Origin of the sequence: Burkholderia sp. AU44665 (assembly GCF_030504405.1) — a bacterium.
GTDB lineage: Bacteria > Pseudomonadota > Gammaproteobacteria > Burkholderiales > Burkholderiaceae > Burkholderia > Burkholderia semiarida.
In genome coordinates, this window is the sequence record NZ_JAUJRI010000018.1 from 44,388 (window position 1) to 62,663 (window position 18,276).

The 18,276-nt window shown below is 69.0% G+C and carries 19 protein-coding genes; 8 read left to right on the forward strand and 11 right to left on the reverse strand.

The window, feature by feature from the left end:
• The first annotated feature begins 13 nt into the window (after positions 1-13).
• The 7 genes from QZM15_RS26610 (at position 14) to QZM15_RS26640 (ending at position 6,103) form a co-directional block, all read left to right on the forward strand.
• Positions 14-295: a DUF333 domain-containing protein gene (locus tag QZM15_RS26610; protein WP_302107572.1), complete on the forward strand. Its 282-nt coding sequence runs from the start codon at positions 14-16 to the stop codon at positions 293-295.
• Positions 296-431: 136 nt separating this feature from the next.
• On the forward strand, positions 432-752 hold the full coding sequence (sugE, locus tag QZM15_RS26615; RefSeq protein WP_006497024.1) for a quaternary ammonium compound efflux SMR transporter SugE: 321 nt from the start codon (positions 432-434) through the stop codon (positions 750-752).
• Between the two features lie 217 nt (positions 753-969).
• Positions 970-1,587 carry a DUF4126 domain-containing protein gene (locus QZM15_RS26620; protein WP_060966844.1) on the forward strand — a complete coding sequence of 206 codons (618 nt, stop codon included), beginning with the start codon at positions 970-972 and terminating at the stop codon, positions 1,585-1,587.
• Positions 1,584-4,199, forward strand: coding sequence for an ABC transporter permease (locus QZM15_RS26625; RefSeq protein WP_302107573.1), 2,616 nt, complete (start codon positions 1,584-1,586; stop codon positions 4,197-4,199). Before QZM15_RS26620 ends, QZM15_RS26625 begins: the two co-directional genes overlap by 4 nt.
• A gap of 43 nt (positions 4,200-4,242) precedes the next feature.
• Entirely contained in the window at positions 4,243-4,653 is a 411-nt protein-coding gene (locus QZM15_RS26630; RefSeq protein ID WP_059583648.1) for a group II truncated hemoglobin, read from the forward strand.
• A 104-nt stretch (positions 4,654-4,757) separates the two neighbouring features.
• Positions 4,758-5,489 carry an alanyl-tRNA editing protein gene (locus QZM15_RS26635; RefSeq protein ID WP_302107574.1) on the forward strand — a complete coding sequence of 244 codons (732 nt, stop codon included), beginning with the start codon at positions 4,758-4,760 and terminating at the stop codon, positions 5,487-5,489.
• On the forward strand, positions 5,486-6,103 hold the full coding sequence (locus tag QZM15_RS26640; RefSeq protein WP_124863026.1) for a DUF924 family protein: 618 nt from the start codon (positions 5,486-5,488) through the stop codon (positions 6,101-6,103). Before QZM15_RS26635 ends, QZM15_RS26640 begins: the two co-directional genes overlap by 4 nt.
• A gap of 171 nt (positions 6,104-6,274) precedes the next feature.
• Here the strand turns inward: QZM15_RS26640 and QZM15_RS26645 are convergent, their stop codons facing one another.
• The 11 genes from QZM15_RS26645 to QZM15_RS26695 all read right to left on the reverse strand — a co-directional run bounded on the left by QZM15_RS26645 (position 6,275) and on the right by QZM15_RS26695 (position 16,058).
• Positions 6,275-8,167, reverse strand: a complete 1,893-nt coding sequence (locus QZM15_RS26645) for a glycosyltransferase family 39 protein (RefSeq protein ID WP_302107575.1) — start codon at positions 8,165-8,167, stop codon at positions 6,275-6,277.
• Between the two features lie 227 nt (positions 8,168-8,394).
• Positions 8,395-9,156, reverse strand: coding sequence for an SDR family oxidoreductase (locus tag QZM15_RS26650; protein ID WP_302107576.1), 762 nt, complete (start codon positions 9,154-9,156; stop codon positions 8,395-8,397).
• Positions 9,157-9,178: 22 nt separating this feature from the next.
• Positions 9,179-9,760, reverse strand: coding sequence for a TIGR00730 family Rossman fold protein (locus tag QZM15_RS26655; protein WP_060312082.1), 582 nt, complete (start codon positions 9,758-9,760; stop codon positions 9,179-9,181).
• A complete protein-coding gene (locus QZM15_RS26660) occupies positions 9,757-10,515 on the reverse strand; it encodes a TetR/AcrR family transcriptional regulator (RefSeq protein ID WP_059583638.1) in 759 nt (252 codons plus the stop codon). Before QZM15_RS26660 ends, QZM15_RS26655 begins: the two co-directional genes overlap by 4 nt.
• Before the next feature lie 486 nt (positions 10,516-11,001).
• Positions 11,002-11,538, reverse strand: a complete 537-nt coding sequence (locus tag QZM15_RS26665) for a diacylglycerol kinase (protein ID WP_059583636.1) — start codon at positions 11,536-11,538, stop codon at positions 11,002-11,004.
• Entirely contained in the window at positions 11,535-12,569 is a 1,035-nt protein-coding gene (locus tag QZM15_RS26670) for a glycosyltransferase family 1 protein (protein ID WP_059583634.1), read from the reverse strand. The genes QZM15_RS26665 and QZM15_RS26670 overlap by 4 nt, the downstream gene beginning before the upstream one ends.
• A 28-nt stretch (positions 12,570-12,597) precedes the next feature.
• Positions 12,598-13,536 carry a UDP-2,3-diacylglucosamine diphosphatase gene (locus tag QZM15_RS26675; protein ID WP_060312086.1) on the reverse strand — a complete coding sequence of 313 codons (939 nt, stop codon included), beginning with the start codon at positions 13,534-13,536 and terminating at the stop codon, positions 12,598-12,600.
• 226 nt (positions 13,537-13,762) lie between these two features.
• Positions 13,763-14,269, reverse strand: coding sequence for an RDD family protein (locus QZM15_RS26680; protein WP_059583631.1), 507 nt, complete (start codon positions 14,267-14,269; stop codon positions 13,763-13,765).
• A 6-nt stretch (positions 14,270-14,275) separates the two neighbouring features.
• Complete coding sequence (locus QZM15_RS26685; protein WP_302107577.1) at positions 14,276-15,037, reverse strand: DUF3106 domain-containing protein; 762 nt, start codon at positions 15,035-15,037, stop codon at positions 14,276-14,278.
• A 26-nt stretch (positions 15,038-15,063) separates the two neighbouring features.
• Positions 15,064-15,498 (reverse strand): DUF3619 family protein, encoded by a 435-nt coding sequence (locus tag QZM15_RS26690; protein ID WP_059583627.1) that lies wholly within the window; start codon positions 15,496-15,498, stop codon positions 15,064-15,066.
• Positions 15,495-16,058, reverse strand: a complete 564-nt coding sequence (locus QZM15_RS26695; RefSeq protein WP_059646583.1) for an RNA polymerase sigma factor — start codon at positions 16,056-16,058, stop codon at positions 15,495-15,497. The genes QZM15_RS26690 and QZM15_RS26695 overlap by 4 nt, the downstream gene beginning before the upstream one ends.
• Before the next feature lie 355 nt (positions 16,059-16,413).
• On the opposite strand from QZM15_RS26695, the gene QZM15_RS26700 reads away from it, so the two are divergent.
• The gene (locus QZM15_RS26700; RefSeq protein ID WP_059583623.1) at positions 16,414-18,177 is read left to right on the forward strand and encodes an acetolactate synthase 3 catalytic subunit; all 1,764 of its coding nucleotides are present in this window, start codon (positions 16,414-16,416) and stop codon (positions 18,175-18,177) included.
• The last annotated feature ends 99 nt before the right edge of the window (positions 18,178-18,276 follow it).

Genomic DNA, 18,276 nt, shown 5'->3' on the forward strand with positions numbered 1-18,276 from the left:
CGAGGAGCGTGCAATGTCCGTCCGTCTGGTCGTCGTCTGTGCGCTGGCGCTGGCCGCGCCCGGCGCGTTCGCCCAGCCGCTGCCGCCCGGGCAGCAGCCGCCCGCGCGGGCGGCGCTGGCCAATCCCGCGTCGGTCAACTGCGAGAAGCTCGGCGGTCGCCATGTGATCCGTAACCTGTCGAGCGGGCAGGTCGGCATGTGCGTGTTCAAGGACGGCCGCGTGTGCGAGGAGTGGGCGCTGTACCGCGACGACCGGTGCGTCGGCGGGGGCGCGCCCAAGCGCGTGGCGAACTGACCGCGCGGCCCGCTGCGCCCCCGCACCGGCCGCCGGCAAGCCTGTAAGCCGCTTGTTATACTCGGCGCCGTCCGGGGACGACCCCGGGTCATTCGCTTCAACGGGGACGGCCCCATCCGATACGGAGTACGTCGAGATGGCGTGGGTATGGTTGTTGATCGCCGGTTTGCTGGAAGTGGCCTGGGCGGCCGGCTTGAAATCGTCGGACGGCTTCACGAAGCTCGGCCCGTCGGTGTTCACGATCGTGACGGCGCTGGCCAGCTTCGGGCTGCTCGCGGTCGCGATGCGCCAGTTGCCGCTCGGCACCGCGTACGCGGTGTGGACGGGCATCGGCGCGGTCGGCGCGTTCGTGTTCGGCATCGTGATGATGGGCGAGGCGCTGACCGTCGCGCGCGTCGCGAGCGCGGCGCTGATCGTCGCGGGGCTGGTCGGCCTGAAGCTGTCGTCGGCCGCCTGACGACGGTATCCCGGGCGCGCGTGCGCCCGGGCGCCGCGCCGCCTCGCGCAATTGCGCCGGTTGCCCGTCCAGCCTGTCTATAATGGAACGTATTCGGGCCTGAATACCGTCGTGCCTGTCGCGGCACGCGGTGCCGGTCGCCACGCGCCGCGCGGCCAGTCTGTCCGACCCGATGCGGTCAATCGGCAAAACGCACGGAAAGTGCAAGGAGAGGGCCATGATCGAAGCCATTTCCCTCGGCGCGGGGCTCGCGTGGGCGAGCGGCCTGCGCCTGTACCTGACGGTGCTGATCGCCGGCGTGCTGGCGCGGCTCGGCTGGCTCCATCTGCCCGACACGCTGGCCGTGCTGATGTCGCCGTGGGTCATCGGCGCCGCTGCCGTGCTCGCCGTGACCGAATTCCTTGCCGACAAGATCCCCGCGTTCGACTCGCTGTGGGATGCCGTGCATACCTTCATTCGCATTCCGGCCGGCGCCGTGCTCGCGGCCGGCGCGCTCGGCCATGCCGATCCGACCATGCTGGCGGTCGCGGGGCTGGCCGGCGGCTCGCTCGCCGGCGCCGCGCACGTCGCGAAGGCCGGCACGCGCGCGCTGATCAACCTGTCTCCCGAACCGATTTCGAACTGGTTCGCGTCGTCGACCGAGGACGGTCTCGTGGTCGGCGGGCTCGCGCTCGCCTTCTTCGTTCCGCTCGCGTTCCTCGTGCTGCTTGCGGCGTTCATCGCGGCGTCGGCGTGGGCGCTGCCGCGCCTGTGGCGCGGCGTGTCGGGCGGCTTCCGCGGGATGGCGAACCACATGGTGTCGCGGCTCAACTCGATCGGAGGGAAACGCGATTGAAGGGGCCGCAACACGCGGCGCAGCCGCCGGCCGGGCCCTCCGGCCATGACGGGCGCGCGCATGGCGGCCGCTTCGGCCTGCGCGACCTGATCCACCAGGCTGCCCGGATGACCGCGCGCGACTGGCGCGCGGGCGAACTGACGCTGGTGGTCCTCGCACTGGTGCTCGCGGTCGCGGCGCTGACGAGCGTCGGCTTTCTCGCCGACCGCCTGCGCCAGGGGCTCGAGCGCGACGCGCGCCAGATGCTCGGCGCCGATTTCGTCGTGCGCGCCGATCGTCCCGTCGATCCGTCGTTCGACCGGCAGGCCCGCGCGCTCGGCCTGCGGACCGCGACGACCGCCATCTTCCCGAGCATGATCGCGTCCGCCGCGGGCGGGCAGGCCGCCGATGCGGCGCCGTCGCGCCTTGCGGCCGTGAAGGCCGTGTCGCCCGGCTATCCGCTGCGCGGCGCGGTCGAGATCCTGCCGCCCGGCGCGGCCGTCGCGCACAAGGCGGCCGCGATTCCCGCGCCCGGCACCGTATGGGCCGATCCGGCGCTGCTCGACGCGCTGCACCTGAAGGCGGGCGATACGGTGCGCGTCGGGCTGCGCACGTTCACGGTCGCCGCGGCGATCACCCGCGAGCTCGATCGCGGCTTTTCGTTCGTCAATTTTTCGCCGCGGCTGATGATGCGCGCGGACGAGCTCGCCGCGACGGGGCTCACGGGCTACGGCAGCCGCGTCACGTACCGGCTGCTGGTCGCCGGCGACGCACCGGCCGTCGCGCGCTTCGAGTCGTATGCGCATGCGCGCGTCGACGGCGGGAAGCTGCGCGGCGTCGGGCTCGAATCGTTGCGGGAAGGGCAGCCGCAGGTGCGGCAGACGCTGGATCGCGCGCGTCATTTCCTGACGCTCGTCGCGTTGCTGACCGCGCTGCTCGCGGCGGTCGCGATCGCGATGGCCGCGCAGCGCTACATGCGGCGCCATCTCGACGGATGCGCGACGATGCGCTGCCTCGGCGTGAGCCGCCGCACGCTCGGCGCGCTGTTCGCGCTCGAATTCGCGGGCGTCGGCATCGTGTCGGGCGCCGCGGGCGCGGTGCTCGGCTATGGCGGGCACTGGGCGTTGCTGGCCGCGCTCGGCAGCCTGATCGACGTCGTGCTGCCGCCGCCGACCTTGTGGCCGGCGCTGATCGGCATGGGCGCGGCGCTCGTGCTGTTGCTCGGTTTCGCGCTGCCGCCGCTCGTGCCGCTCACGCGCGTGCCGCCGGTGCGCGTGCTGCGGCGCGAGTGGGGCGACGCGTCGCGCACCGCGTGGGCCGCGTATGCGGTCGGCGTCGTGCTGTTCGCGGCGCTGCTGATCGTGGCCGCGGGCAACCTGAAGCTCGGCCTGATCGTCGCGGGCGGCTTTGCCGGCGCGCTGGTCGGGTTCGCGCTGATCGCCCGGCTCGTGCTGTTCGCCGCCGCGCGCGCGGTGCGTAACGCGCGCGTGGCCGCGGGCGTCGGCTGGCGTTACGCGCTGGCGTCGCTGCACCGGCGCGGCACGGCCAGCGCGCTGCAGATCACCGCGCTCGCGCTCGGCCTGATGTGCCTGCTGCTGATCGCGATCACGCGCAACGACCTCGTGGCGGGCTGGCGGCAGTCGACGCCGCCCGATGCGCCGAATCAGTTCCTGATCGACATCCAGCCCGACCAGCGCGCCGATGTCGCCGCCTATCTGGCCGCGCACGGCGTGCGCGACGCCGTGCCCGCGCCGATGGTGCGCGGCCGCCTCGTCGCGATCAACGGCAAGCCGGTGAATCCGGACGCGTACCCGTCCGAAGAGGCGCGCCGGCTCGTCGATCGCGAATTCAACCTGTCGTACACGACCGAGTTGCCGTCCGACAACCGGATCGTCGAAGGCGACTGGTTCGGCACCGCGGCCACGCCGCAGATCTCGATCGAAGCCGGCCTCGCGAAGACGCTGAACGTGAAACCGGGCGACACGCTGCGCTTCGACGTGACGGGGCTGACGGTCGACGCACCGATCACGAGCGTGCGCAAGCTCGACTGGGGCTCGTTCCGCGTCAACTTCTTCGTGCTGATGCCGCCGCCGGTGCTGAAGGATTTCCCGGCCGTCTACCTGACGAGCTTCCATCTGCCCGCATCGAATGCCGCGCTGCTCGATCCGTTGATCGCGCGTTACCCGAACCTGACCGCGATCGACGTCGCGCCAATCCTCGCGCAGTTGCAGCGCATGATGCTGCAGGTGGTCGGCGCGGTGCAGTTCCTGTTCGCGTTCACGCTCGCGGCCGGCGTACTGGTGCTGTACACGGCGCTTGCCGGCTCGCGCGACGAGCGCGTGCGCGAGGCCGCGCTGCTGCGCGCGCTCGGCGCGTCGCGCGCGCAGGTCAATGCGGTGCAGCGCGCCGAATTCGTCGTGGTCGGCACGCTGGCCGGCGCACTCGCGTCGGCGGGCGCGATCGCGGTCGGCTGGGTGCTCGCGTCGCGCGTGTTCGACTTCCAGCTCGCCGTCGATCCATGGCTCGTGCCGGCCGGCGTCGCGGCCGGTGTCGTCTGCGCGGCTGCGGCCGGCTGGCTGAGCCTGCATAATGTGTTGCGGCGCCCCGCGCTGCAGTCGCTGCGCGACGCCTGAGCGTCGTCCGCGGCCCCGAAGATTCCGTTTCCCGACTATCCGTATGACCGATGTGAATGACGACGCGCCGTCGCAGCCGACGGCGTTCGAGCTCGTGGGCGGCGAAGCCCGCGTGCGCGAAATGGTGGACCGCTTCTACGACCTGATGGACCTCGAGCCCGAGTTCGCGCAGATTCGCGCGCTGCACCCGCCGTCGCTCGATGGGTCGCGCGACAAGCTGTTCTGGTTCCTGTGCGGCTGGCTCGGCGGCCCCGACCACTACATCGGCCGGTTCGGCCATCCGCGGCTGCGCGCGCGGCACCTGCCGTTCCCGATCGCATCGGTCGAGCGCGACCAGTGGCTGCGCTGCATGGCGTGGGCGATGGAGGACGTCGGGCTGGCGGAGCCGCTGCGCGAGCGGCTCATGCACTCGTTCTACGACACGGCGGACTGGATGCGCAACCGGCCCGGTTGATCGACCGGTACGCCGCTGCCCGCGCGCGGGACGATCTGCGTCTGGGCGCCCGTGCGGCCCGGCGCGACACTGGCCGTTTCCCCCATCGATTCGAGGCTCGCCCGATGACGACACAAGCGCTGTTTCGCGAAGACGCGTACCTCACGCAATGCGGGGCGATCGTCCAGGCCGTCGGCGACGACGGCATCCGGCTCGACCGCACGGTGTTCTATCCGCTCGGCGGCGGCCAGGCCGGCGACGCCGGTACGCTCACGCTGCCCGACGGCAGCACGATCGCGATCGCCGACACGCGCAAGGCGAAGTTCGACGGCGCGACGCCCGACGACGCCGTCCATGTGCCGGCGCCGGGCCAGGCGGCGAGCGTCGCGACGCTCGCTCCCGGCACGCGCGTGGTCGCGCAGATCGACTGGCTGCGCCGCTATCGGCACATGCGCCTGCATACGGCCGCGCATCTGATGTGCGCGGTGCTGCCGTACGCGGTCGACGGCTGCAGCGTGACGGCCGACTATGTGCGGCTCGATTTCGCGACGTCCGAGGCGATCGACCGCGACGACGTCGAGCGGCGCCTCGCGCGCCTCGTCGCCGGTGCGCATCCGGTCACGACCGAATGGATCACCGACGACGAGATGGCCCAACGGCCCGAACTCGTGCGCACGATGAGCGTGAAGCCGCCGATGGGCCTCGGCCGCGTGCGGCTGCTGCGCATCGAAAACGTCGACCTGCAGCCGTGCGGCGGCACGCATGTGCGCAACACGTCCGAAATCGGCGGGCTGCGGGTCGCGAAACTGGAAAAGAAGAGCGCGCGCACACGGCGCCTCGTACTGGAGTTTGCATGACGATCGATACCGGGAAGGCGGGCGCGGCGGCGCTCGATCCGCAGGCACGGGAGATTCTCGATTTCTGGTTCGGCGAGCCGGGCTCGGCCGAATTCGGGCAGAACCGCAAGATCTGGTTCAACGGCGGCGCGGCGTTCGACGACGTGCTGCGCACGCGTTACGGCGCGCTGCTCGACGCCGCGTGCGACGGCGCCTGCGATCACTGGGCCGATTCGCCGTCGGGCGCGCTGGCGTTGATCGTCGTGCTCGACCAGTTCTCGCGCAACATCCATCGCGGCACGCCGCGCGCGTTTGCCGCCGATCCGAAGGCGCTCGCGCTCGCCCGCCGCGTCGTCGCGGCCGGCTGGGACGTGCGGTTGCCGAGCGGGCATCACCGTGCGTTCGCGTATCTGCCGTTCGAGCACGACGAGTCGCTCGAGAGCCAGCGCGAGGCCGTGCGCCTGTGCGCGGGCATCCGCGACGAGGCCGGGTGCGAGAGTTATCACCGCTTCGCGTTGCTGCATGCGGCCGTCGTCGAGCGCTTCGGCCGCTTTCCGCACCGGAACGCGATTCTCGGTCGCGCGTCGACCGACGAGGAAACGGCGTTTCTGCGGGAGCCCGGCTCGTCGTTCTGACGATCCGGAGGTTGGCGGGATGAGGAGAGGGCGCGGCGAACCCTGGGACGCATGCGGGTTCGTGCCGGCGCCGGTGTCGCAAAAGGCTGCGCACCGGCCGGACGGCTGAGCGCGGCGCGCGCCGAAGAGGAAAGTGAAGGCGGGCAGGACGGCGCATCGCGCCGCCCTGTGTCACTGCGGATGCTGTTCGGGCGTGCGCACGTAGACGCGCAGCAGCTCCTCGTTGTCGCCCGGGCGGGCGCCGGCCCAGAACAGCTTCCATTCATTGCCGGGCGCCGGATCGACGGCCCGCACGCCCTGCACGATCATCCACGTGCAGCGCGTCGTCTTCGCATCGTCGATCGGCGTGTGCTGGATGCCGGAGAAGTAGTACAGCATCGTCGCTTCCGATTCGCCGAGCCCATGCAGGCTCGCCATGCAGTCGCCGTCGTTCCATTCGAGCGCGAGATGCGCGTTCAGGTCGTCGAACACCGAGCGGTAGCTCTTCGCGACATCGAGCCACGGTAGCAGCAGCGTATAGACGAGCCCCCACGCGACGAGCGCGCCGGCGCCCCACGACAGCGCGCCGCGCCACAGGCCCGTCGTGCGCAGCTTCGGCAGCAGCGTCAGCCAGCCGACCGTCAGCGCGAGCGCGCCGGTCACGAGCGCGGGCTGGATCGGCATCGTCCAGTCGAGCGGCAGCCAGCGGCCGAGCAGCGCGAGATCGGCGCGCGACGCGGCCGAATCGGCCATCACCGCCCAGATCGCCCATGCCAGCGCGACGACCGTGCCGAACAGGATGCGGCTCAGGTAGTCCCACGCGAGATGCGCGCGGCGCGGCAGGCGGTCGATCGCCTGCGCGGCGACCAGCGCGAGCGGCGCGAAGAACGGCAGGATGTAAAGCTGGCGCGACGTCGCGGACACCTGCAGCACCACGAGCCCGATACCGGCGAACAGCACGGGCAGCGCGATGCGCGGCGCACGCCAGTCGCGCCATGCGCCGCGCGCGAGCGCGACGATCGCGAGCGGTGCGACCGGGAAGCCGACCAGCAGGAACGCGCGCAGGATGAAGAACGGCTTGTCGTTTTCCGCGCCGAGTTCGGGGACGGAGAAACCGAAGAAGCGCCCGACGTTGTTGTCCCAGAACCACGTCATGAACAGCGTTTCCGAGCGCAGGAATAGCGCGGTCGGCCAGATCAGCGCGAACGGCGCGAACACGAGCGCGGCGACGCCGAGCGCGCGTGCGAACGCGCGGGTGCGACAGGCCGGGTAGAGCGCCAGCGTGCAGACGAGCGTGGCCGCGAACACGAGCGGCACGAACAGCCCTTTCGCCATCAGCGCGATGCCGACGCCCGCGCCGAAGAGCGGCGCGGCCCAGCGGCCGGCCGGATGCGGCGGCAGCCCGTGCCGCATCTGCTGCGCGCGCGCGACGTGCTGCATCACGAGTTCGAGCAGCCCGCAGAATCCCATCGCCGTGCCGGCAAACAGCGCGACGTCCGTCATCATGTCGTGCACGTGCTTGATGACGACGAGCGTGCTCGCGCTCAGCACGACCGGGCCGAGCACGCGCAGGTCGAACCACGTGTCCGACCGGCTGGTCACGCGCGCCGCGCGCGCGATGAAGCCGAACGCGAGCGCGGCGAACAGGGCGCTCGCCAGGCGTGCCGCGTCGTGCAGCGGCATCACGCGCTGCAGCAGCCACGCGAGGCTGGTCGCGACCCACGCGTAGAGCGGCGGTTTTTCCATGAACGGCAGGCCGGCATTGGTCGGCACGACGAAGTCGCCGGTCTCGAGCATGTGCTGGATGATGCCGAACGTGTAGGTTTCATCCTGTTTCCACGGATCGTGCCCGAGCACGCCGGGCAGCGTGTACGCGCACACCAGGGCGGCGACGAACAGCCACGCGCGCCAGCCGAGCGGCAGCGAGCGCTCGCGTGGGGGGCTGATCGCGGCGGTCGAGGCGGCGACGGGCGTGCCGGCGGCGTCCAGCGTCGCGATGGCGTCGGTATCGGCGGTCGAGCGGGTGTGCGCGGCCGAGGCGGGCACGGGCGTGCGTCGCCGGCCGGGCGCTGCGGTTCCAGGCATGGAAAAGATCTCGGGTCGAGTCGAGCCGGTCCGGCGACATGGGCTGGACCGATTAGCGGCTACATTCGGGTAACGGACAGCGTGTTCGGGACACCTGTCTGGATGTCCGCTAGTAGAGCACGGAATTGTTACGAATGTTTACTGAAACTGTCACGGAATTGTGGAGATTTGTGGCGCCGTGACGAAGGGGCGTTTGTGACCGCCGTATTGTTGCACCGCGCGTCAGCTTAGCGGCCGCCGCCGACGTCGAGCAGCGCGCCCGTCGTGTAGGACGCCGCGTCGCCGAGCAGCCAGACGATCGCCTCCGCGATCTCCTGCGCTTCGCCCGCGCGGCCGAGCGGCGTCTGCGCGCCGAGACGGGCCGCCCGGCCCGGCTGGCCGCCGCTCGCATGAATATCGGTCTCGATCAGGCCGGGGCGCACCGCGTTGACGCGCACGCCGTGCGGGCCGAGTTCCTTCGCGAGGCCGATCGTCAGCGAATCGACCGCGCCTTTCGAGCCCGCGTAGTCGACGTACTCGTTCGGCGAGCCGAGCCGCGACGCGATCGACGACACGTTGACGATCGCGCCGCCGCGCCCGCCGCGGTCGGTGGACAGCCGGCGCGCGGCTTCGCGCGCACACAGGTACGCGCCGAGCACGTTGGTATCGAACATCCGCCGCAGCCGGTCGACCGGCATGTCGGCGAGCGGCATCGACGGCGCGACGATGCCCGCGTTGTTGACGAGCGCGTCGAGCCGCCCGAACGTCCCCGCGACGGTATCGAACATCGCGACGACGTCCGCCTCGTTCGCGACGTCGCCCGCGACGATGCACGCGCGGCCGCCCGCGTCGCGCACGGCCTGCGCGGTCAGTTCGGCCGCCGCCGCGTCGCGTGCGTAGTTGATGCCGACGTCCCAGCCGCGCTCGGCGGCGAGCACGGCGGTCGCGCGGCCGATGCCGCGGCTCGCGCCGGTGATGAGGACGGCCTTGCGGTCGGACGGTGCGGTCATCGCGTACGGTTTCCGGTGAAGGTTACTTCGCTGCGTCGGGCGCCCACTTGTCGCGGGTGGGCGGCTGGTAGCGGCGCAGCCGCTCGATCAGCGCGACGGGCTCCGATTCGACGCACAGCGCGTCGAAATAGGCCGGCCGCATGAAGCCTTCGTCGACCGTATGGCGCAGCAGCGCGATCAGCGGATCGTAGAACGAATCGATGTTGTAGAGCGCGACGGGCTTGCGGTGATAGCCGAGCTGCGCCCACGTGTAGACCTCGAAGAGCTCCTCGAGCGTGCCGGCGCCGCCGGGCATCGCGACGAACGCGTCGGAGAGGTCGGCCATCATTTTCTTGCGATGATGCATGTCGGGCACGACGTGCAGCTCCGACAGCCCCGTATGGCCGACTTCCTTGTCGACGAGCAGCTCGGGGATCACGCCGACCGCACGGCCGCCGGCCGCCATCACTTCGTCGGCGATCACACCCATCAGGCCGACGCGCCCGCCGCCGTACACGAGCGTGAGACCTGCGTCGACGAGCGCGCGGCCGAACGCGCGCGCGGCATCGGCGTAGACGGGCCGCACGCCGGACGACGAGCCGCAGTAAACGCAGACTGCCTTCATTGCTTCGCGTCCTTGGCGGGGGCCGGGCCGGTGGCGACGGGGCTGCCGGCCGGGCGCGGCGAACCGTCGCGCGGGGGCAGGTAGTCGGTGAACTGGCGCTTGGGCAGCTTGCCGGAGACGAGATCGTCGAACAGCTGGCGCGAACGGCCGCGCAGGTACGGCGCCATGATCGAGATCACGTGCATGCTCACCTGGTGCAGCTCTTCGCGGATCGCGTCCTGGTCGTTGTACTTGCGCGGATGCATCACGTACTGGTACGACAGCCAGTACGTCGAGATCACCGCCATGTTGGTGGCGATGACTTCGATCTCGGCGGGCGTCGCGACCATTTCGGCATCGGAGACGAGCAGTTCGCACATGTCGTGCGCGAAGCGCACCTTGTGGCTGATGATCTGCTTGAAGTGCGTCTCGAGCGTGCGGTTGCGGGCGAGCAGGTCGTTGAGGTCGCGATACAGGAACCGGTAGGTCCACATGAAATCGGCCATGTACTGCAGGTACGACCAGGTTTCGTCGATCGTCGGACGGTGATCTTCGGGGAAGCGCAGCCGCCGTTCGATCTGCTGCTCGAACTGCGCGAAGATGCTGTTGATGATGTCGTCCTTGTTGCGGAAATGGTAGTACAGGTTGCCTGGACTGATTTCCATTTCCTCGGCGATCGTCGTGGTGGTGACGTTCGGTTCGCCGATCTCGTTGAAGAGTTTCAACGACAACTCGAGAATCCGTTCGCGGGTGCGGCGGGGAGGTTTCGCTTCCATGTCGTCCGGCCCTGTGTATGCCGGACTGGCGGGCGCTGCAATCGATGCTGCGTGATTCGTCCGGCGCGGGTTGCTGTTCTATGTCTGGCCGACGATTATAAACCGGGGTTTCGCCCCATCGGGGCATTTCGTGAGCGCGGCCGCCGCGCGGCGCATGGTGCAGCGCCGCACGCGGGCGGCGGGAAAGAGGCCCGCCGGTTGCTAGGGTCTGTTTACATACGGAACGCACATGCGTTGCCACGAGAACGGCCGCTCGCGAGGCGTGCGACGCCGCGAATACTGGACGTATTCGCAAGGAGCACAACGCGGCGAGCGGCCGTTCTCGTGGCAACCCCAAATTAAAAAATCATTCCAGGGGAATGCGCGAAATCGCCCGCATGGCGGCGTCGCGCGTCACTTGTTTGGCTCGGCCAAACGGCGCTCCTTCCTCCTTGCCCTGCGAGCGATTTCGCGCATTCGCATGTGCGTTCCGTATGTAAACAGACCCTAGAAGCCGAGCCAGCGTGCGACGACCGGTCCGAGCACGAAGCCCCACGTCGTCACGCATGCGAACAGCGCGACCGTTACGGCCGCGCTGCCGAGGTCCTTCGCGCGCTTCGAGAGTTCGTGACGCTCGAGCGAGATGCGGTCGATCGCGGCTTCGACGCTCGAGTTCAGCAGCTCGACGATCAGCACCAGCAGCACCGAGCCGATCAGCAGCGCGCGCGACGCGGCCGGCACCGGCGCGAACGCGCCGATCGGCAGCATCAGCGCGGCGAGCGTGAGCTCCTGGCGAAACGCGCTCTCCTCGCGGATCGCGACGCGAAAGCCGTTCAGCGAATGCTTGAGCGCGAACCACGCGCGCGTGATGCCGCGGTGGCGCTTGTACGGGTTCGGCGGCAGCGGCGCGAGCCGATCGTCGGGGCCGAGCGGCTCGTGCGTGTGCGCGTCGGCGTCGGCGTGCGGCTCTTCCTCGTCGAACGGGCGGTGCCGTGGCGGCGTCGCGGCGGGGGGCGGAATCTTGTCGTTCAGGTCTCGTTTCAAACGGCGGCACCTTCGGCTGGCGAGTACGCGGTCTTCGGCAGCGGCTTCAGATGCGACGCGAACTGCTCGGATGCCGCGCGCCACGAGAAGCGTTCGGCCCACGCGCGCGCAGTCGTGCGTTCGATCTTCAGCGCCTCGAGGCAGGCTTCCTGCAGGTCCTCGTGCATCGCGCCGGCATGGCCTTCGCCGAGCACGTCGATCGGGCCCGTGACGGGATACGCGGCCACCGGCGTGCCGCAGGCGAGGGCTTCGAGCAGCACGAGGCCGAACGTGTCGGTGCGACTCGGAAACACGAACACGTCGGCCGCAGCATACACCTTCGCGAGCTCCGTCTGTGACAGCACGCCGAGATAGTTCGCTTCCGGGTAGCGCGACTTGAGCTCCGCGAGCGCGGGGCCTTCGCCCGCGACCCACTTCGAGCCGGGCAGGTCGAGGCGCAGGAACGCCTCGACGTTCTTCTCGATCGCGACGCGGCCCACGTACAGGAAGATCGGCCGCGCGGTGTTGAGCACCTTCGACTCCATCGGCCGGAAGATGTCGAGATCGACGCCGCGGGTCCACAGCACCACGTTCGTGAAGCCGAATTTCTCGAGGTCCTGCTTGACGACCGGCGTCGGCGCCATCACCGCGAGCGACGGGCCGTGGAACCAGTGCAGGAAGCGGTAGGTCGCGGCGAGCGGAATGCCGAAGCGCGCCTGCACGTATTCCGGAAAGCGCGTGTGGTACGCGGTCGTATACGGCAGCTTGCGGGCGCGCGCATAGCGCCGTGCGGCGAGGCCGAGCGGGCCTTCGGTCGCGATGTGCAGCGCGTCGGGTGCGAACGCATCGATCCGTGCGCGCAGCTTGCGGTACGGCAGGATCGACAGGCGGATCTCGGGGTAGGTCGGGCAGGGCACCGTGCGGAATTCCAGCGGCGTGAGCAGTTCGACGCGGTGGCCGAGCGCCGTGAGTTCGCGCGACGTGCTCTTCAGCGTGCGCACGACGCCGTTGACCTGCGGTTCCCACGCGTCGGTGACGATCATGATCTTCATCGCGGCATGTCCTGTAAGTTGGGTTGTGTCAGGCAGCGGCCTTGGCCTTGCGCGACGTGGCTTCCGACGGCGCGGTGCGCATCACCGTCCAGTAGACGATCTTCAGTTCGCCTTCCATCGTTTCGACGAGCGCGGACAGGCTTTCGACCCAGTCGCCGTCGTTGCAGTACAGCACGCCGTCGATGTCGCGGATCTCCGCCTTGTGGATATGGCCGCACACGACGCCGTCGCAGCCGCGGCGGCGCGCCTCGTCGGTCATCACGGTCTCGAACTGCGAGATGAAGTTGACCGCGTTCTTGACCTGGTGCTTCAGGTACTGCGACAGCGACCAGTACTGGAAACCGAGCCGGCTGCGGATCCGGTTGAACCAGCGGTTCAGCACGAGGATCAGCGTGTAGAGCGTGTCGCCGAGGTAGGCCAGCCATTTCGCGTGCTGGATCACGCCGTCGAACAGGTCGCCGTGCACGATCCACAAACGTTTGCCCGCGAGCGTCGTGTGGAACGCCTCGCCGCGCACCTGGATGTCGCCGAACGCGAGATCGCAGAACTGCCGCGCGCCTTCGTCGTGGTTGCCGGGGATGTAGACGACCTGCGTGCCCTTGCGCGCCTTGCGCAGGATCTTCTGCACGACGTCGTTGTGCGCCTGCGGCCAGTACCAGCCTTTCTTCAACTGCCAGCCGTCGATGATGTCGCCGACGAGGTACAGGTATTCCGAGTCGTTGTGACGCAGGAAATCCAGCAGGTAGGGCGCCTGGCAGCCGCTCGAGCCGAGGTGGATGTCGGACAGCCAGATGGTGCGGTAGCGGTGGGCGGACGGCTCGGGATCCTCGTGTTGCGTGGTGTGCGCGACGGGCGGCTTTTGGGACGCCACGCCGTCGGTTGCCCCCGTGCCGGACAGGAACGCAGTGGCGGCGCGGGCGCCGATGGGGTGGCGAAACAGTGAGGTCGCGGACGTTTTCTGGCCCATGCATGACTCGCGCCGGTTGACATTACCGGCATTCCGCCATGCGGGCGTGACTGTGCCGTGACAGTCACGAGACGTTCTTATTACGACCGTCGAAGGGTGTTTAGCCGTGAATGAACGGACGTTGCGTAATCTGCCGCACTGAACGGCTGGGGCTTGTCCGGTCAGGCCAGCCCGGCTGGATGAAGCGGCGCCGGACGAACGGCTTTCGTCTGCTGAATGCGGCGCGTCAGCGCGGCAGGGCGACGACGCGCGTGCGGGCGATGCGGTCGTGCGGGAACTGGCGGCCAGCGTGCAGCCGCGCGGCGCCGGCCCACACGACGATCCATGCGGCGGTGAGCGCGAGCGTGACGGGTACCGACAGGCCGAGGAGCGGGTGCAGTGCGAGCGGCGGCAGGAACCACAGCCAGCCGAGCACGTAGCGGACGAGCGCGTGGCCGGCGCTCAGCGGCCGGCCGCTCGACGATTCGAGCCGCAGCCGCCAGGTTTTCATCGGCAGCGTCTGGCCGCCGTGCGTCCAGAACCACACGAAATACGCGCCGACGACGAGCGCGATCCACGCGGCAAGCAGGTTGTGATGGACGAGGCCGTTGCGTTGCTGCGTCGCGAGGCTGAACGCGAGCCCGGCGAAGAATACGACGCCGAACAGCAGCACGCCTTCGTAGAGCAGCGCGGCGAGGCGCCGCCGTACGGACGGCGCGGCGGCCGGGGGCTCGGGCGCGCGGACCTTCGCCACGGCCGCTCAGGAGCCCTTGAACAGCGACGGGGCATCGGCCGGCGACACCGGCGCCACGGCAGGCGGTGCGGACGCGGCGCCTGCCGTCGACGATGCAGGCGCCGGCAGCGCGGCTGCGCTGGCCGAGGCGGGCGCCGGGGCGACGGCCGCGCCGCTGGCCGGATGTTCGTGCGCATTGACGAGGCGGCGGACGTCGCGGTCGGCGACGGTCGGCGGCGCGCTGACGACACTCGGCCTGCGGCGGCGCTCGGCGGCGGCCAGCCGTTGCTTCTGCTCCTCGGGGAGCTGCTGGTAGGCCTTCCACGCGCGCTCGCGCGCTTGCGCCGACAACTCCTTCGCGCTCTGGTAGTTCTCGCGCGCGACGCGGCGTTGCTCGGGCGTCATCTTCGCCCATTCGGTCATCCGTTCCTGCAGGCGCTTCTGGTCATCCGGCGACAACTTTGCGAAACGTGATGCAATCTTCAGCCATTTTCGTTTGCGGGCGTCGCTGAAGCCGTCCCACTGGTCGGCGAACGGGGCGAGGGCCGCGTGCTGGGCCGGCGTGAGGCGCGCCCACGACAGCGGGCCGGCGGCGGCCGGCAGCGGCAGGGGCAGCGGGGGGAGGTCGGTGCTCAGCCCGGTCGCCGCCGACGCCGGCGCGGCGGGGCTGGTGGTCGCGACGGGCGCCGTCGCCGGGGCCGGGTGGAATCGGGAATACGTGGCGACGTAGGAAACGGCGATCGCGATCACGCATCCGAAAAATACGGCCAGGCCGCGCTTCTGACTCACCCGTGCGATCCCCTCGTTATTGTCTGTCAGTGAGCGCGCGACAGATACGCGTTGAATCCGTGGTCGAGATACGCGTTGAGCGGCAGGTCGTCGCTGAGCATCGCCGCGTCGATGTCGGCGAGCTCGGCGGTGCGCTGCATGTCTTCCCAGTACGCGATGCCGACGAGCCCCGCCAGCAGCAGCGCGAGCGGCCATGCGCGCAGCAGGCGACGGGCGAACGACGCGGACGGGCGGCCGGCCGGCGGGCGGTTCGCGGGCGTCGAGCCGTAGGCGCCGGCCGCGCCGGCGAAGGCCGGCACGAACACCGGCGCGCTCGCGGCTTCGGGCTTCTTGCGCGCGAGCGCCGCCCGGCGGGCGACGGCCAGCCGATCGGTGGTCGCGGCAGGCAGCGCGGCCGCGCGCTCGTCCAGTGCGCGGCGCACCTTCAGCGCGAATTCGTGTTCTCGGTTTGCGGAGCTCATAGCGTGATTCCTTTGGCCTTGAGCGCTTGCGCCAGCGTGTGAGTGGCCCGCGAGCAGTGCGTCTTGACGCTGCCCTCGGAGCACCCCATTGCGGCGGCAGTCTCGGCGACATCCATATCTTCCCAATAACGCATCAGGAACGCTTCCCGTTGACGCGCCGGAAGCTTCTGGATTTCTTCGTCGATCAGGGCCAGAACCTGCTCTCGTTCGAGGCGGTGCTCGCTGCTCTCGACGCCCGCGTTGTCGTCCGCGGATTCGAGCGTTTCGAGCGGGTCGAAGTCTTCGTCGTCGGTGCTGTTCAGCGACGAGAACAGCGTGACCCACGTGTTGCGGACCTTCTGCCGCCGGAACCAGTCGTGGATCGCGTTCTGCAGGATCCGCTGAAAGAGCAGCGGCAGCTCGGCCGACGGCCGGTCGCCGTACTTTTCCGCGAGCTTGATCATCGCGTCCTGCACGATGTCGAGCGATGCATCGTCGTCACGCACGGCGTACGCAGCCTGCTTGAACGCGCGCCTTTCGACGCCCGCCAGAAAGTCGGCGAGTTCCTTGTCTGATGCCATTCCGTGAAGGTATGCGCTGCGGCCCGCTGCGTGGTGAAAAAGGTCGAAAAATTTCGTAAAACCCGCGGATGCTATCAAATTTTCATGCGACTTGGCACCGGATCGGGCGCCGCACGTTGCGCGCCAACCGCGCCGGTCGGGCGCCGGGCGGCGCGCATGATGCGCTGCGGGATATTTTTCTTGACGAGCCAATCACGACCCGCTATCGTCAGCGATTCGCAACATGAAGTGATGGTCTCATTTGAGGCTGGCCCAAGAAGCCCGCCCTTCAAACTGGACGCGCCGCTTGAACCCGAGCCACAAGCCCGGCAGAGAGCACCCGATCAATTTTTTGCCGAAAATTCGAAAGGTCGAAATGAACATGCCCAGCGCGGAATTCTCCACGTCGGAACCCCTTTCCCCTCCCGATAGCGACTCCATCGGCGGCACCGTGCTCATGAAGGCACTGGCCGACGAAAACGTCGAATTCATCTGGGGCTACCCCGGCGGCTCGGTTCTCTATATCTACGACGAGCTGTACAAGCAGGACAAGATTCAGCACGTGCTGGTGCGCCATGAACAGGCGGCCGTGCACGCAGCCGATGCGTATGCGCGCTCCACCGGCAATGTCGGCGTCTGTCTCGTGACGTCGGGCCCCGGTGTCACCAACGCGGTGACCGGCATCGCGACGGCCTACATGGATTCGATCCCGATGGTCGTGATCAGCGGCCAGGTGCCGACGGCCGCGATCGGCCAGGATGCCTTCCAGGAATGCGACACCGTCGGCATCACGCGTCCGTGCGTGAAGCACAACTTCCTCGTGAAGGACGTGCGCGACCTCGCGGAAACCGTCAAGAAGGCGTTCTATATCGCCCGCACCGGCCGTCCGGGCCCCGTGCTGATCGACATCCCGAAGGACATCTCGAAGACGCCGTGCCAATACGAGCCGATCAAGAGCGTGTCGCTGCGTTCGTACAACCCCGTCACGAAGGGCCATTCGGGCCAGATCCGCAAGGCCGTGTCGCTGCTGCTGTCGGCCAAGCGTCCGTACATCTACACGGGTGGCGGCATCATCCTCGCCGACGCGTCGCGTGAGCTGAACCAGTTCGCGGACCTGCTCGGCTACCCGGTCACGAACACGCTGATGGGCCTCGGCGGCTATCGCGCGTCGGACAGGAAATTCCTCGGCATGCTCGGCATGCACGGCACCTACGAAGCGAACATGGCGATGCAGCACTGCGACGTGCTGATCGCGATCGGCGCCCGCTTCGACGACCGCGTGATCGGCGACCCGGCGCACTTCGCGTCGCGCCCGCGCAAGATCATTCACATCGACATCGACCCGTCGTCGATCTCGAAGCGCGTGAAGGTCGACATCCCGATCGTCGGCGACGTGAAGGAAGTGCTGAAGGAACTGATCGAGCAACTGCAGACGGCCGAGCATGGCCCCGACACCGAGGCGCTCGCGCAATGGTGGAAGGACATCGAGGGCTGGCGCGCGAAGGACTGCCTGAAGTACGACCGCGAAAGCGAGATCATCAAGCCGCAGTACGTGGTCGAGAAGGCGTGGGAGCTGACGGACGGCAATGCGTTCGTGTGCTCGGACGTCGGCCAGCACCAGATGTGGGCCGCGCAGTTCTACCGTTTCAACAAGCCGCGTCGCTGGATCAACTCCGGCGGCCTCGGCACGATGGGCTTCGGCCTGCCGGCGGCGATGGGCGTGAAGATGGCCCATCCGGACGACGACGTGCTGTGCATCACGGGCGAAGGCTCGATCCAGATGTGCATCCAGGAACTGTCGACCTGCCTGCAGTACGACACGCCCGTGAAGATCATTTCGCTGAACAACCGCTATCTCGGCATGGTCCGCCAGTGGCAGCAGATCGAATACAGCAAGCGCTATTCGCATTCGTACATGGATGCGCTGCCCGATTTCGTGAAGCTCGCCGAAGCGTACGGCCACGTCGGCATGCGGATCGAAAAGACTTCGGATGTGGAGCCGGCGCTGAAGGAAGCGCTGCGCCTGAAGGACCGCACCGTGTTTCTCGACTTCCAGACCGATCCGACCGAAAACGTCTGGCCGATGGTACAGGCCGGCAAGGGCATCACCGAGATGCTGCTCGGATCGGAAGATCTGTAACGGCGCGACGCGCGCTCGGGCCCGATGCGGCCGCCTTCACGAAGGGCGGTGCGGCACGCGGCGGCGCGCGGCGCGAGTGAATCGACACGGCACATTCTG